Raw genomic sequence first — 14,680 nt, 5'->3', positions numbered from 1 at the left:
AAACTATCAAAAGATACATAGAAAATCAAGGGTAGGGGCATTCATCCCACCCGCTAAAGACGAGTGGGATTTCTGCCGGAGAGTCTTAAAGACCCTGATCAAGTCCAAAATACTAAGATGGCTTTGAGCACCCTTAAGGGCGCTCAAAGATCGCCTACCTAGAAAGTGAAGACATAGTCAACATACCATACATAGCGTCTGATATCGCTCATCTCTGCGGTGAGTTTCTGAGGAATCATGGGGAACTTAATTCCGGCTTGGATGGACGAGTGCTCCATAATGCGCATGCGACCGCCCACATTGAAGAGGAATTGAAAGCCGGTGTGAGAAAAACCATTGTAATTCCAGGTGTCACCTGCTAGCTGAATGCCTCCCACTAGACCAAGGGCAAAGGGCTCGGTCGGGATGATATTGACAATCGCATCCGCAGCCGCACCATAGTTGTAGATATTCCATTTGTCATTGCTAGTTGATCCAACTTGGTTGCTGTTGTTCCAGTCAAAGAAGCCATAAGCCTGCCCGCCAAACCATTTATTGACAAAGCCAACACCCCCCACTCTCACATCTAAACCATAGATGGGAAACCCACTCGAAAGAGCTTTCGTATATTCTCCCCCCCAGCTTTACCTTGTTGGTACCCAAGTCCTAGGAAAAAGCCATTTTTCTCTTCTGCTTGGGCAACTTGAGTTGCACCCATTGCCACTAATGCTGAAAGCACCAAACTTTTCGCTTTGATTCCAAAGGCCATGAAAAACTCCTTACTAAAATTTAGGACATGGGCCAGAAAGCTAAAAGCGTTCCATTTCTAGCTTTACCCTATCCGCCCCGTAAGATCGACCAAAAACCTGCGTTGTGAATGGTAAACCCAATAATGTCCACAAGACCACGCGAAACACGAATGCAAGCTAATTTAAGAAGTGAAGAGAAGACGATGGCTCCAGATGTAGGATTCGAACCTACGACCAAGCGGTTAACAGCCGCCTACTCTACCGCTGAGCTAATCTGGAATGAAGAAGCCATTATACATAAAATTTTAGGTGTTTGTCAAGTCCTTTTTTAGTGCTGTCTTAGGTTTGCTTTGCTATGATGAGTGCCCACATTATCTTATGGAAAAGGTCAAGCATGTCTCTTCTAGTTAGTCAGGAATGCATTGCCTGTGATGCATGTCGTGAAGAATGTCCCACTGAAGCCATTGATGAGAACGATCCAATTTACAGCATCGATCCTGATCTGTGCACGGAGTGTGTGGGGTATAGCGACGAGCCTAGTTGCGTGAGTGTGTGCCCAGTAGATGCTATTGTGCTCGATCCTAATAATGCAGAAAGCCCAGAGGAACTTCAAGACAAATACCAAGTGCTTCAAAGCCACAAAAACTAAACCTTGGAATGGCAAAAGTCACCACGATCATCGATATCGGCTCGAACTCTATGCGCATGGCTATCTTCAAGAAAACCAGTCAGTTTGGATTTTATTTGCTCTATGAGCTCAAATCTAAAGTGCGTATTTCTCAGGGGAGTTATGAGCATGGGGGTGTCTTGCAGAAAGTGCCCATCAAACGCGCCCTCAAAGCCCTCATGGAGTTTAAAGAGATTGCGCAAAAATACAAGAGCAAAAAACTTTTCTGTATAGCCACGAGTGCTGTGCGCGATGCGCCCAATGCCCAAGAATTTATTGCCCTCGTTCGCAAAGAATGCGGGTTGCGTATCAGGGTTATTGATGGTAAGAAGGAAGCCTTTTATGGCGGTGTGGCTTGCGCAAATCTACTGCACCACAGGGAGGGAATCACGATCGATATTGGCGGAGGGAGTACAGAATGCGCTCTCATCAAGGAGGGCAAGATCGTCGACTTGCTTTCCTTGAATATAGGGACAATTCGCCTTAAGGAGCTTTTTTTAGATAAGAATGCCTCCTTAGAGCGCACTCTGGACTTCATTGGAAAAGAACTTGAAAAAATCCCCCCGCATTACCAAAGCATTCAGGTTTTTGGTGTGGGTGGGACAATCCGTGCCATCGCTAAGCTTGCCATTAAACGCAATAACTACCCCATCGAAGTAGTGCATGGCTATGAGATGGGCGTGTCTGAGCATTTGGATTTCATTTATGAAATAGCAAACAGCTCAGAGGCGCGTTTAGAAGTGCTAGGAGTAGGAGCAGATAGGCAGGATAGTATCCGCAGTGGAGCGCTAATTTTTTGGGCGTTTTTACGCCATTTGCGCCCTGAGAAGATCGTGGCAAGCGGGGTTGGAGTGCGCGAAGGAGTGTTTTTAAGCGATATGCTCAGGCACCATAGGTGCAGCTTTCCCAAGGGAATCAGCCCTTCCATGCTCTCTTTACTCGATCGCTTTTTACCCCATGCCCAACACAGTCAAGAGGTCAAGCGGGTGTGTGTCAAACTTTTTGAAACGCTGCAACCCTTGCATCGCATCACTTCGGAATATCTCTACCACCTCAAAATTGCAGGACAACTCTCCAGTATTGGCAAGGTTCTTAATTTCTATGGCACGCATAAGCATGCTGCCTATTTGGCGCTCAATGCTCTGAGTTATGGGTTTTCTCACCAAGATCGCGCCATTATTTGCCTGCTCGTGCAATTTAGCCAAAAGAAAATCCCCAAGGATAGCAATATCGCCCATATCAGTGCAATCATGCCCCCCATTTTGACTTTGCAATGGCTGAGTTTCATTTTAGGACTGGCTGAAGCCCTTTGCACTACACGCGTGCCCAAGGATATCGTCTATACCCTCAGGGGTAAAACCCTCACCATTAAGAGCTCTCAGGAGCTTTATCTATGCCAGGAAGTGATCGCTAAGCTAAACAAACCTGCTTCTTTGGATATTGACTTTTTATGAATGTCGCCATTATTCGGTTTTCCGCGCTGGGCGATATTGTCTTGAGTGCGGTTTTTTTACCCTTTCTCAAGCAAAACTACCCGCAAGCGCGTATTCACTGGTTTGTAGACACTCTCTTTGCCCCTATTTTACAAAACGCGCCCCACATTGATCACTTGCATATTGTCCCTTATAAGCAGGTCTTGCGCACTAAAAATCCCCTTAAAATTTGGCGCTTCTACCGCAAACTCAAGCACCATATGGAACATTTTGATGTGCTCATTGATATGCAGGGTTTGCTTAAATCTGCTCTATTTGGGGCGTATTTGCCTAAAAAAGCTTTTGTAGGCTTTGATTTTTCTTCGATCAGGGAGCGTTTGGCGAGTTTCTTTTACAGCCACAAAGTCAATATTCCCTATAGCGCACATATTCTCAAGCGCAATCAAGCTGTGCTTGAGTGTGGATTTGGCATGCTAAAGCCATGTGCATGGAATTGCGTTTTGGAGGCGCGCCGCTCCGCGTTCCATCTCCCTCCCTCTCCTCAGCTAGAGAAGTTGTTAACGCGTGCGCGCCCCACAATTCTATTTGTACTCGAGGCGTCCACTCCCAATAAAGTCTACCCATGGCAACATTTTGCCCAAGTGGGACTTTTGCTCCAAAATGAGGGAGTTGAAATTGTACTCTTGTGGCACGCCCACTTCGAACGCGCACAAATGCTCCACAAGGAGATTGAATCTCAAGTTTCCACGATCTTGCTTCCTCCCTTAAACCTAGAAGAGGTAAAAACTTTGGTTTCTCTTGTAGATGTCGTGGTGGGAGGAGATACAGGCATTGTGCATTTAGCTTGGGCTCTTCAAGTGCCCTCAGTTACTCTTTATGGCAACACCCCCAAGGCGCGCTTTAGCCTAGAGGGTCGTGGCCACATTGCCTTGGCAAGCAATACACAGGCCAATTATTCCAAAAAGGATTTTTCCATTCAGAATCTTCCTCCCCAACAGGTTGCTCAAGCCGTTATGAGGGTCTTAGGAGAGGTACAATGAGTATGCGCAGAGAATGGAAAATTTTTTGCACACATGTTTTAGAATGGAGTGTAAATGCACTGGGCTGGATTTTGGCCAAACTTCCTCACCGAGCCTTTGCAGGTTGTGTGCGGGGACTGGGGTTTGTGATGGCTAAACTGGATCGAAGGCGTTATTGGGACGCAAGAGCTAATCTGGATTTTGTGTTCCCTGAGATGAGTTTAGCTCGAAAAGAAGCTATTATCAAGCGCGGGTATAACAATCTGGCCTTCATTGTGCTAGAGAGCATACGATCGGTATTTTTATCTAAAGAAGACTACGATGCACGCTTTGACATCGTTGATCAATACAGAATCCTCGATCTGCTCAAACAAGACGGACAGGCGGTCATTATGGGCTTGCACTTTGGTTACTGGGAGGCCATTGGGACTTCTTTAGCGCGGTTTCACGCGGATCAAGAGAGGGGTTCTCTAGGCAAACTCACTAAATTTGATGCTGTTAACGCTTTGCTTATTAAGAGGCGCGAGGCCTTTGGGGTGCGCTTTATTAACAAAATTGGCGCTTTCAAAGAGTTGCTCAAGGTCTACAACCGAGGTAGGGGTCTTGTAGGGATTTTAGTCGATCAAAACATCTCCCTCAGAGAGGGTGTGGTGGTGCGCTTTTTTGACAAGGAGGCAACGCACACCACCATTGCCTCTATCTTATCGCGTCGCTACAAGATTGGAATTTTACCCGTCGTTGTAGACTTTAACCAAGACTACAGCCACTATACCGCCACTTATTATCCTCCCATCAGAGCGCGAAATACCTCCGATGCACAAGCGGACATTTTGGAGGCCACCCAGGCACAGGCCACTTTGAGTGAGCAAATCATTAGAGAGCACCCAGAAAGTTGGTTTTGGTTTCACCGGCGTTTTAAAAGCACTCATCCAGAGATTTACAACACGCACCGCTCAAAGCAGTAGAATTTTTTCTAACCCATGATGAGGCCCTGATACCAGGATACACTCTTGCAGAAACTCAATCACAGAACTCATAAACTCTGAGAGTTCTTGCTATACCCTATAAGTCTCTATGAGAAGCTGATCTCTCTGTTTCTGTTTCGAGCACTTCTGAATTTAAGGCATTTACAGCGGAAACCCATACTTGTCTTTGAAGTGTTGAGCTAATCTTTCTAGGTCTTGCATGGTGCTCGTGTCCTTGAGATTAACCACGGCACTCCATAGATAGCTCTTGGCTTTAAAAGACTGATTGAAGTGCTGCTCATAGTGTAGCTTGGCTTGCTCTACTAGATTATCTCTTAGAGCTCTAGCCTCTTTAGCACTCCTATTACACTCTATGCCTGATCCCCCACCTTGAGTACATAGCCAGGGGCAATGGATCTGTCGTTATGATTCTCTTGGATACTGAGCTTAGTAAACTTGAGGTTGATTGAAGAAAGATTACCCATGTCATTCTAGTGTTAAAAGAAGACAGGATTTAGTAATCCTCGATCTAGTATTTGAACACATGGGTAATTTCGGTAAACAGTTTATTCTGTGCGCTAAAGAGAGTGCTAAAAAGGGTATCCAGATCTTTACTAATGCCTAGCAATCGCCCTGCTTCCTGTGGCTTGAAGAAGTGGGGTTTGTTGTGCACATAGTTGAGCATTTGCGTGTAGCGGTTGAGGATGAGACGGGTATTGTTGTGCACGAACAGTTGTGTTTCCTCAGAGAGGGGGGTGGAGTAGCAAAACTCGTAGAGGCGATAACTGGAGGTATCCAATACATCTAGGCATTTGAGTGCCCTAAAAAGGGCTTCAATTGTCTTAGGGTCGGCTGTTTCGCTGCGGGCATTCTTTAAGCAGAGTCTGAAATCATTGAGTTGTTCTAAGAAAACTTTCTGCATGGCCAACATGTGTGAGTGATCGGGCTTGAGTGTAAAATTTAAGAGGTTCTTTAAGGTGGTTAAAGTGCTTTGGATATGCTGGACAAAGGTATCTTTATCATACTTGGGCCATAGGAAAAGAAAAACAGCATAGACAATACTAATCCCAATGGCAATATCAATCAGGCGTGCTGTAATCAAATCCGCAAATTGTTGCTTAAAGAGCGAGAAACAGAGCACAAAAGCGAACATGAGCGCAGCCGCCCAGGTGGTGTAGGAATAAACTTTCAGGTATATGAACAGAAAAATCGCAAGTACCAGAAAGGCATCAAAAACCCACGATTCTCCAAAAAGCCAAACTACAAGCAGTCCTGGGATAAGACCAATCCCTGTACCCTTAACAAACTCTATCTGAGTTTCTTTGATGCTTCCTAAAGAAGAACGCGACACCATTAAGGTAGCCATTGCAATCCACATGCCATGGTTAAACCCAAAGTAGCGCGCGATAAAGACGGCAATGCCCATGGCTGTGGCGTATTTAAAGGCATATTGAAAAATGGGGTTTTTAAAGTGTAGGGCATGCCAGATATGTTTAGGAGAAGGAAGGGGTGTGTTTTGTGGATTAAGAGGCATTTCCCCACCTATAAGGAAGGTATGCATTTTATTATAGATAATTTCTAAGGAGTGATACACAAGCTTGTCGACATGGGGATTTAGATGTTGCAGGGCATCCGTGCGCAGGGGGATATTTTTTTGAGCAAACATGCCGGCTAAAATCTTGAAATTCAATAGGAGTTCTTGGCGCACAGGCTCTAAAGTTTGCGTGTTAAACTGGCCATAAATGGAGTGAATAGAATGATACATTTCCTCTAAGGCGTGGAGTTGAAAGAGGCTTCGTTGCAAGTTTTGGATGGTGTGGGGGTCTTTGATCTTGCTGGATTTAGAGCTCAAGATCATCTTTGTATTTTGGATTTGCTGAAGCACTTGAGTTTTGATGAGAGCATAATCATGGGGATGATTGGCGTATTTTAACATCAATTCCATGTTGGAAAGCAGAACACCAAAACGCTTTTTGGTAAAAGTACTATACTTGGAAACGAAAATGAAATACTGCAGCACAATGCTCACTATCCCCAATAGGCTTACCATGCTTACACTTTGTGTGAGATCAATGGGCGCGTGTGCGTCTACGAACAAACAAGTTACAATGCCATTAGACAGAGCGGTATTGCAGACTTTATGCAAATCCGGGCTATAGGCCATAGACATGCCTACTAAAAAAGTAACCCCAAACATGGGCACACAGAGCCATACCCCAAAATGTGCAATGGGATAGAAAAGCAGGATATTAAAACAACTGAGTAACACAAACCCCAGTAGGTAGTGAATCTCGTGATCCTTATCACTGATGAGCACACTCAGATAGTAGATAAAAATGGCCTGAAATCCTGCCCAAATGGTCACAAATGGGGTGAAGAAAAACGCCCCCAACGCCGCACACACAAAGGTGGTGAAAGTAGCCTTAAGCGCGTAGATCAGGCTGAAATAGCCCGGATCATAGAGGTGGACGGCACGCTTGAGACTGCCTAGCACGAGTTTAGCGGGTAGTGGGTTGGATTTCTTTATTCGTGGCAAGTTCTTCACGCGCCACTTTGGCTAAGAACTCCAACAAGTTTTCAGCGGCTTGTTGGTAAGCAAGGCTGACTGGAGATTTGGAATCAAGCACGCTAATGGGCGTGCCCTTATCCCCTCCCTCTCTCACACGCATTTCTAAAGGGATGCGCGCAAGCATCTGGGTTTGATACGCCTCTAATAATGCTCCTAGATTATCTTTGCCGAAAATATCGCTGGTATGTTGGCAATGCGGGCAGACAAACCCACTCATGTTTTCAATCACACCCGCAACAGGAATGTGTAATTTGGCAAACATGTCCAAACTGCGCGCCGCGTCATCTAGGCTCACCAGTTGAGGAGTGGTAACACTAATACCCGCACTAATAGGCACGGCTTGAGCTAAAGTGAGTTGAGCATCTCCTGTTCCGGGGGGCATATCCACGATGAGAATATCGAGCTGTCCCCATAAAATATCGGTGAGCATCTGCTCGATGGCACGCATGAGCATGGGGCCCCGCCAAATCAAGCTCTGCCCTTCTTCATAGAGTAGCCCCATACTCATGGTCTTGACATTATAGGCTTCCAAGGGAATGAGCTTTTTCCCACTGGGATCGCTCATCGGGTCTACGCCCACTAGCCCCAGCATCCTAGGGATATTAGGGCCATAGACATCGGCATCTAGCAAACCAACCTTTTGCTGACGCTGAGCTAGGCTGATGGCTAAATTGACACTGGTCGTGCTCTTGCCTACCCCGCCCTTGCCCGAGCTCACCATCACCACATGTTTGATATTGGGAGCAAGATTTTTATTGCTGGTAGCTTGCTGGGGTTCTCTTTTTGGGGGGGTTTTGATGTCTAGTTGCAACGCGTTAATGCCGATCTCTTGCATTTTAGTGCGCACCTCCCTGTCTAAAGTCGCTTTGACTTCTGGGGAGCTAGAGGGGATTTCTAATAGTAGACCCAAGCGATTCTCATGCAAGGTAATATTTTTGACAAAGCCAAAGCTGACAATGTCACGCTCGAAATTGGGGTAAATGACGGTTTTTAAAGAATTTAAAACCTGATCCTGTGTGATCATATCCATCCTTTGGGGTGTGTCCCTAGTCTAACATGGGCTTGTTAGAATTTCTCTTAATGCTTGGGAGATAGGGGTGGACGCGTAGGAATTTTTGGGGGTGGAGTGGGTGTTGAGGTGGGAGTGAGGTACTGGTTTTTGATGAGCATCTGCACGATCTGCTTAAAAATGGGCGCGGCTGTTTGGCTACCATAATATTCTTCACTGCCCAAAGAACCAAAGACCACTACGCCAATACCATAAGTGTTTTGCTTGTCCTTAGCAAAGCCAAAGAAAGAACTATTATAAACATCAGTGTATTTACCCTTATTGGCTGTGCGCGCTGTGCCCGTCTTGCCCCCAATGGTGAGCCCACTTACCTGCGCGCTCTTGCCTGTGCCATGGGTTACGACCTTGATTAAGAGCTCTTGCATCTTACGCGCGCTTTCCTTGCTAATCACTTGTTTTTTAGGAGGGAAATCAGGAATATATACATCGCCATTAGAGGCATTGAAGCGTTGGGCCAAATGGGGGGTAACTAGAAAACCATCATTGGCAAAAACTCCATAAGCACGCAGGAGCTGCATAAAGGTAGTGCGCAGGCCATAGCCATAGGACACACTGCCCTTGTAGACCTCTCCATTCAGTAAACGCACGCTGGGGAGCAATCCCGTTTTTTCATAGGGTAAATCGATTCCTGTAGGCTCGCTCACCCCAAAACTTTTGAGCCCTTCATACATCTCTTGGGCACTGAGTCGTTTGGAGAGCTTGATCATGCCTATATTACTGGAGCGCACTAACACATCTTCAATCGTGGCGTTTTTGGGAGGAATGAGATCGTCTTTGATGGTATATTTGCCCAGTTTGTAAGTGCCATGGCTTAAATCGATAGGCTGGGTTGTATCGATGCGCTTTTTATCTACTAAAAGGCTGTAAACAATGGGTTTAATTGTGCTTCCGGGTTCAAAAGAGAGCTCGACCGCATCCACATTCAAAGCGGGGTAATCGCTCTTTTGAATACTATTGGGATCAAAGCGTTTTGTAGTGGCTAAGGTCAAAATTTCTCCATTTCTGGGAGAGAATACGCCTGCGATGATCTGCTGGGATTTATAGTGGGTCTTAGCTCTATCTAAGAGGCGTTCTAAATCACGCTGGATTTTTAGAGGAATACTCAGAGTGATATCAAAACCATCGACTCTAGCAATACTCTCAAAACTCTTATCTTCAATCAGATTAAAGCCAATATCGCGTTTGCCAGTGTCTTGCCCGTCGTGTTTAGCAGCAAGTCTTTTATTCCCAAATTTCTCTAACCCCTTAACCCCCTGCACCATGGTGATCTTGGAAGTGTCGATTTTTTTGACATAGCCCACCAAAGGCTCAAAATTGTCTTTGTAGAGGTAGTTTCTGGCCATTCCACTCACTTCAATACTCAAACCTACCTTGGGCATGATTTTTTTATTGGCATCTTCGTACTCTACAAAAACATTATAGGCGAGCAATTTAGCGTTGAGCTGGCGCAAGCTAGCCGCTGTGTTGGCATTGATGCTATAAGAGAGGGTAACATAGGAAGTTTGGGCGACCTTTTGGGCGATGAGATCACGAGGAATGCTGGTATAGATGGAGAGTAGATCGATAAAGAAATCCCGTTTATCCGGATCGATGGAGAGGGGATTAAAACTCACCTTAAAGAGCTTTTGGCTGCTGGCTAGACTAAAGCCATCCTGGCTATAAATGGTGCCACGCATGGCGATATTGGTCTTAGTAACCACAAAGGCAGGCATCTTTCTAGGCAGAATGGCCTTAAAAAACATCACCACTACAAAGAGCAACAAACACCCTCCCACCACGAGAAAAATGAGCAGGAGCCTTTCTGTGCGTCTAGGGTCTAGCTCTGGATTTCTAGGGTTCGGGTGGGGGAAACTCGAATTAGGCTCAGTGCTCACTCAAAAACCCCATAAGCACAAGCCACATAGGCAGATTAGATCTGTGTCCTTAAGAGTTCTTTGTAGGCACTGATCGCCTTGTTACGCACTTCTAGCATGAGCTTCATGCTGGTTTCAGCCTTGCCAATAGCGATGGCTGCTTGATGCAGGTCTTTGACCTGCCCCGTGGCCATGTCTGCGAGCGCCCTATCGGACTCCTTTTGGGTGTTGTTGAGTTCATCAATAGAATGCTTGAGCATCGCAGAGAACTCCCCCTTCTCCATTAGATTCTCATGCGCTTTTGAATCTAAAGGAGTGCTTGTCTTGCTCAACCCTATATCGGTGTATAAAGTCTTCATATTGACTCCTTGCATCGTGTTCACCTATATCGTCTCTTCTGGCGAATGTTTAAATGCGCAAAAGAGAATCTCCTTTCTTTATAAATTAAGCTTGCAGCATGCCAATGGCATTGGTTGCCATATTTTTAGTGCTCTGGAACGCCGCTACATTGGCCTGATAGGCACGCGTGGCTTCGATCAAATCCGCCATCTCCACGACCGGGTTCACATTGGGGTAGGACACATAACCATTCGCGTCCGCATCCGGATGGGTGGGGTCGTACTTGAGCAACGGGGCCTTGTCATCGCGCACAATCTTTTCAATGTAAACCCCCATAACAGGCGGATTGGGCTTTTCAATATCATTGCTCTCATCTAAGGGGTCTTCATACTCCATGAGATTATTATTCTCTGCGAGCTTCTCATTCAACACCTTGTTGAAGTCAAAGGACTTGAAGATCGCCTCTTGGCGGCGGTAAGGCCCGCCCTCATCGGTGCGGGTGGTGTTGGCGTTGGCAATGTTAGAAGAGATGAGATTGGCGCGCACTCTTTGGGCGGATAATCCATAACCGCTGATGTCAAAACTAGATAAAAACATGGGCTGTCCTCTCTTCTAATCTAAATATTCTTCGCTGCGTCAATAGCGTAATTGACGATACTCTTATGCTTCTTAAGCGCGGTGGTGAGGGCTAAGTACATGGTAGAATTTTTGCCCATCTCTGAGGTTTCAATATCAATATCCACGCTATTGCCATCATTCTTAGCCAAGTGCCCATCTCTAAAAAAGATGGTCGCCCTATTGTCCTCAACCTCCTTAGGCTCTAAGTGCCGCGGATTGGTCTCGGCAAGCTTTAGGTGCTTATCTTTTTGGTGATCGAACACTTCGGCCTTTTTATGGGCTAACATCGTCTCAAAATCTAAATCCTTAGGGCGGTAAAAAGGCGTATCCACATTGGCGATATTGCTCGCAATCAAATCCTGCCGCAAGGAGCGATAATCCATCGCCTTATACACTAGAGGATAGGCTTTAGACAAATCCATAAGAACCCTTTCTTAGAGGCTCAAAAGCAAGGAGTATTCCATAACCCTAAAAGTCAAGCCTACAAAATTTTGTATAATTATAGCATAGTTTCCAAACATATTTTCCAAAGGTCTTGGATGGTCTACCGCCGTTTATTCCTCTACGCGAGCCTGCTGATGGGCTTGAGCGTGGTGATGAGTTACTCTCTCTCCACCTACACCACTTTGCTATACCGTTACCAAGAATTCCATTTTTTTATCCGCCAAGCGGTGGCCGTGGGGGTGGGGATTGTGCTCATGTGGGGGATTTCATGGCTCAATCCGGATAAATGGTTCGTCAAACTGGGCTTCATACTTTTCTTTGGCTCGTTTTTACTCATTGTGCTGATGAATTTCTTGCCTGAGAGTATGTCCTCTAGTGCGGGAGGGGCCAAGCGCTGGATTCGTCTCCCTTTCTTTTCGCTCGCACCCACAGAATTTTTTAAAGTGGGTTTTGTATTTTTCCTCTCCTGGAGTTTATCGCGCACTTTCTTTAATCAAGAAAAGGCCAGTGTTAAAGAAGAGTTGATGATTCTCATTCCTTACTTCGTCCTATTTTTGCTAGCTGCCTTTTTTATCGGGGTGTTGCAAAACGATTTGGGGCAGGTGATCTTACTAGCCATTGTCTTAGGCTTTTTGCTCATTTTCTCCGGGGGGAGCTTTAAACTCTTTAAGATTTTTTTCACTCTCGCGCTCCTTGTCGGACTCGTGGCCATTTTCACCAGCGCACACCGCATTTTGCGCATGAAACTCTGGTGGTCTAATCTACAAAGCTCGATCCTCTCTCTTTTGCCCTCCAAGCTTGCCAACAGCCTACGCATTGACAATTTGCCCGAACCCTATCAAATCTACCACGCCACCAACGCTATCAAGCATGGGGGGTTATTGGGGCAAGGTTTGGGCGAAGGGGTGGTCAAACTGGGTTTTTTAAGCGAGGTGCATACGGACATGATCCTAGCCGGGTTGGCTGAAGAGCTAGGCTTTGTAGCGATCTTTGTATGCGTAGGATTGATGTTAGCCCTCTTGCATGGGATGTTTAAGATCACCAACCGCTTAGACAATCCCAAACACATGCTCTTTTGTTTGGGCGTGGCCTTACTCATGGGCTTTTCCTTCATTATCAACGCCTTTGGAGTGAGTGGGATCATTCCCATCAAGGGAATTGCCGTACCCTTCTTGAGTTATGGAGGAAGCTCCATCATTGCCAATGCCCTAGCCTTGGGCTTGGTGCTATGTCTCTCCAAACAGGCTAGAAGTTAGGATTGTAGTAATTGCATAAACTCCGCGCGGGTGCGCGCATCACTCTTAAAGAGCCCTTTAAGCGCGCTGGTTTTCACCACCACTTCTTGTTTTTGCACCCCGCGCATGGCCATGCATAGGTGTTTAGCCACGCAAAATACCCCCACGCCCTTAGGCTGTAAAATCCGCTCGAAGGTGCTTGCAATCTCTTCACTCAAGCGTTCTTGAATCTGTAAACGCCTTGAGAATGCCTCCACTAATTTAGCGATCGCATCTAGCCCCACGACCCTATCTTTAGGGATATAGCCCACACTCACATGCCCAAAAAAGGGCAGCAGATGGTGTTCGCACATGCTATAGAACTCAATGTCCTTGAGCAAAACAATCCCATCACAACGCTCGATACTAAAAGCACTCTGTAAAATTTGCTCGGGATCGCAACTGTAACCTTGCATGAGGTGACCCCAAAGGGCTTTGACTCTCTTAGGGGTGTCTTTAAGCCCCTCTCTTTGGGGGTCTTCACCTATGCATGTGCACAATGTAGCCCATAAATCCTGCTTTATACAATGCAAAGAGGATACCTAATTTGGGTGCTTATATTTTTAAAGTTCATGTACGTTCCTTTGGAGAAAATAAAACCCGCCCGGCAATTTCTTCTAAAAAGATCGTGGCATACGCCCCTTTGGGCAGAAAAAACTCTAATTTGCCTTGGGCTTCTTGGGGAAGGTAGGTAAAACGCACCTCACTAGGAAATACGAGAGCATAACGGCGATCCCCTACTGCTTTAAGAAAGTGGGCATAGGGGTATTCTAAAGACCACGCCACTTTTTGAGCATGCACGGCCTTTTGCCCGGTGAGCAGACCCGTAGGGGCGACTTCTTGGGCGATCAGGCGCGCACCATTACAGAGATCGTCATGGACAAAGTATTTTCCAAAGGGGTAATGGCAGAGCATATCCCCCTCCAGGAGCTTAAAATAATGTTCTTGATCTTGTAGGATTTTGATGGCGTTTAGGTCTAAAAAAGCAAACTCAGAATGTATTTCTTGGGGGCTGAAGTGGCGCATCAGTGTGTTTAAGCGCATGCGTGCGCTCAACCAGTGGTTAAAAAGGTGGCTTTGATAACTGGAGAGAAAAAAGGCATTGAGTTTTTTAGAGCGCGGGGCATGGTGCTTGAAATTATCCCCACTCTTGCCAAAGCGTTGCGCCCCAAAGTAGTTGGGGAAGCCGTAAGTTTGTAAAAAACTCAACACCTGCTCTATTTTCTGCGCATCCAAGGGTTTGAGCTTTTTAAGACGCATAAGGAAGTGGTTACCCTTGAGATGGCCTAAACGGATTTTGTGGCTATGGGCGGTGATCTCTAAAATTTTAATGCCGTGTTCTAGCAAAGTAGAGGCGTATTTTTCTAGGGCAGGCGCGTAAGTTTTTGGCATGGAAATGTACTGCGTGCTGATAGCTTGCTTATCTTTGAGCCCAGCATAGCCAAAGTCTGCGATTTTGCACCCGCTCACCCGGGAAAGCATAGAAAGCATCTCCCAAGTGCTTTTATCTTTTTTACGCACTTTAAGTATGGCATGCTCACCAGAACCGCTAAAGGAGTAAAGGGGTTCTTCTAGCACGCTAAAATCTCGGCTACATTTTTTAAAGTAAAAGTCTATGGGTGCGTGGGTGGAAGCGAAGAAGCGCGTGGGTACATCAAGAGGAAAAAAGGGCGATTCTAATATGTGCATTTTTTATTATAGC

14 protein-coding genes, 1 tRNA gene and 1 pseudogene are annotated in these 14,680 nt (G+C 46.0%); 5 read left to right on the top strand and 11 right to left on the bottom strand.

Going from position 1 to position 14,680, the window contains the following annotated elements; translation table 11 throughout:
* Nucleotides 1-158: 158 nt before the first annotated feature.
* From KCO92_RS04555 to KCO92_RS04550, 3 genes are all read right to left on the bottom strand, one after another.
* Nucleotides 159-563 (bottom strand): outer membrane protein, encoded by a 405-nt coding sequence (locus tag KCO92_RS04555; RefSeq protein WP_411710205.1) that lies wholly within the window; start codon nt 561-563, stop codon nt 159-161.
* Between the two features lie 2 nt (nt 564-565).
* Complete coding sequence (locus tag KCO92_RS07685) at nt 566-748, bottom strand: hypothetical protein (RefSeq protein ID WP_411710204.1); 183 nt, start codon at nt 746-748, stop codon at nt 566-568.
* A 184-nt stretch (nt 749-932) separates the two neighbouring features.
* A tRNA-Asn gene (locus KCO92_RS04550) sits at nt 933-1,007 on the bottom strand.
* A 115-nt stretch (nt 1,008-1,122) separates the two neighbouring features.
* On the opposite strand from KCO92_RS04550, the gene KCO92_RS04545 reads away from it, so the two are divergent.
* The 4 genes from KCO92_RS04545 to KCO92_RS04530 are packed head-to-tail and all read left to right on the top strand — an operon-like array spanning nt 1,123 to nt 4,812.
* Nucleotides 1,123-1,377 carry a YfhL family 4Fe-4S dicluster ferredoxin gene (locus KCO92_RS04545; protein WP_104695174.1) on the top strand — a complete coding sequence of 85 codons (255 nt, stop codon included), beginning with the start codon at nt 1,123-1,125 and terminating at the stop codon, nt 1,375-1,377.
* Between the two features lie 8 nt (nt 1,378-1,385).
* Nucleotides 1,386-2,849, top strand: coding sequence for a Ppx/GppA phosphatase family protein (locus KCO92_RS04540; RefSeq protein WP_104695173.1), 1,464 nt, complete (start codon nt 1,386-1,388; stop codon nt 2,847-2,849).
* Nucleotides 2,846-3,868 carry a lipopolysaccharide heptosyltransferase I gene (waaC, locus tag KCO92_RS04535; RefSeq protein WP_104695172.1) on the top strand — a complete coding sequence of 341 codons (1,023 nt, stop codon included), beginning with the start codon at nt 2,846-2,848 and terminating at the stop codon, nt 3,866-3,868. Before KCO92_RS04540 ends, waaC begins: the two co-directional genes overlap by 4 nt.
* The gene (locus tag KCO92_RS04530; RefSeq protein ID WP_104695171.1) at nt 3,865-4,812 is read left to right on the top strand and encodes a lipid A biosynthesis lauroyl acyltransferase; all 948 of its coding nucleotides are present in this window, start codon (nt 3,865-3,867) and stop codon (nt 4,810-4,812) included. Before waaC ends, KCO92_RS04530 begins: the two co-directional genes overlap by 4 nt.
* Nucleotides 4,813-5,341: 529 nt before the next feature.
* On the opposite strand, the gene KCO92_RS04525 is transcribed toward KCO92_RS04530, so the two are convergent.
* The 6 genes and pseudogenes from KCO92_RS04525 to flgB form a co-directional block, all read right to left on the bottom strand.
* Nucleotides 5,342-7,357, bottom strand: a complete 2,016-nt coding sequence (locus KCO92_RS04525) for an FUSC family protein (RefSeq protein WP_233710431.1) — start codon at nt 7,355-7,357, stop codon at nt 5,342-5,344.
* Nucleotides 7,311-8,414, bottom strand: a pseudogene (locus tag KCO92_RS04520) (Mrp/NBP35 family ATP-binding protein); the annotation flags it as partial. The pseudogene KCO92_RS04520 and the gene KCO92_RS04525, both read right to left, overlap by 47 nt.
* 44 nt (nt 8,415-8,458) lie before the next feature.
* Nucleotides 8,459-10,324, bottom strand: a complete 1,866-nt coding sequence (locus tag KCO92_RS04515) for a peptidoglycan D,D-transpeptidase FtsI family protein (RefSeq protein WP_104695168.1) — start codon at nt 10,322-10,324, stop codon at nt 8,459-8,461.
* Between the two features lie 35 nt (nt 10,325-10,359).
* Nucleotides 10,360-10,662, bottom strand: coding sequence for a flagellar hook-basal body complex protein FliE (gene fliE, locus KCO92_RS04510; protein WP_104695167.1), 303 nt, complete (start codon nt 10,660-10,662; stop codon nt 10,360-10,362).
* Between the two features lie 85 nt (nt 10,663-10,747).
* Nucleotides 10,748-11,239, bottom strand: a complete 492-nt coding sequence (gene flgC / locus KCO92_RS04505) for a flagellar basal body rod protein FlgC (protein ID WP_104695166.1) — start codon at nt 11,237-11,239, stop codon at nt 10,748-10,750.
* Nucleotides 11,240-11,259: 20 nt separating this feature from the next.
* Nucleotides 11,260-11,682, bottom strand: coding sequence for a flagellar basal body rod protein FlgB (flgB, locus tag KCO92_RS04500; protein WP_104695165.1), 423 nt, complete (start codon nt 11,680-11,682; stop codon nt 11,260-11,262).
* Between the two features lie 117 nt (nt 11,683-11,799).
* On the opposite strand from flgB, the gene KCO92_RS04495 reads away from it, so the two are divergent.
* Nucleotides 11,800-12,960, top strand: coding sequence for an FtsW/RodA/SpoVE family cell cycle protein (locus KCO92_RS04495; protein ID WP_104695164.1), 1,161 nt, complete (start codon nt 11,800-11,802; stop codon nt 12,958-12,960).
* Here the strand turns inward: KCO92_RS04495 and folE are convergent.
* Entirely contained in the window at nt 12,957-13,478 is a 522-nt protein-coding gene (gene folE / locus KCO92_RS04490) for a GTP cyclohydrolase I FolE (RefSeq protein ID WP_199766074.1), read from the bottom strand. The genes KCO92_RS04495 and folE overlap by 4 nt on opposite strands.
* 70 nt (nt 13,479-13,548) lie before the next feature.
* The gene (locus KCO92_RS04485) at nt 13,549-14,667 is read right to left on the bottom strand and encodes a tRNA pseudouridine(13) synthase TruD (RefSeq protein WP_199766157.1); all 1,119 of its coding nucleotides are present in this window, start codon (nt 14,665-14,667) and stop codon (nt 13,549-13,551) included.
* Nucleotides 14,668-14,680: the final 13 nt, after the last annotated feature.

The organism is Helicobacter salomonis, assembly GCF_017979425.1.
Taxonomy (GTDB): Bacteria; Campylobacterota; Campylobacteria; order Campylobacterales; family Helicobacteraceae; genus Helicobacter; species Helicobacter salomonis.
This window is presented reverse-complemented; position numbering and strand designations above follow the sequence as displayed.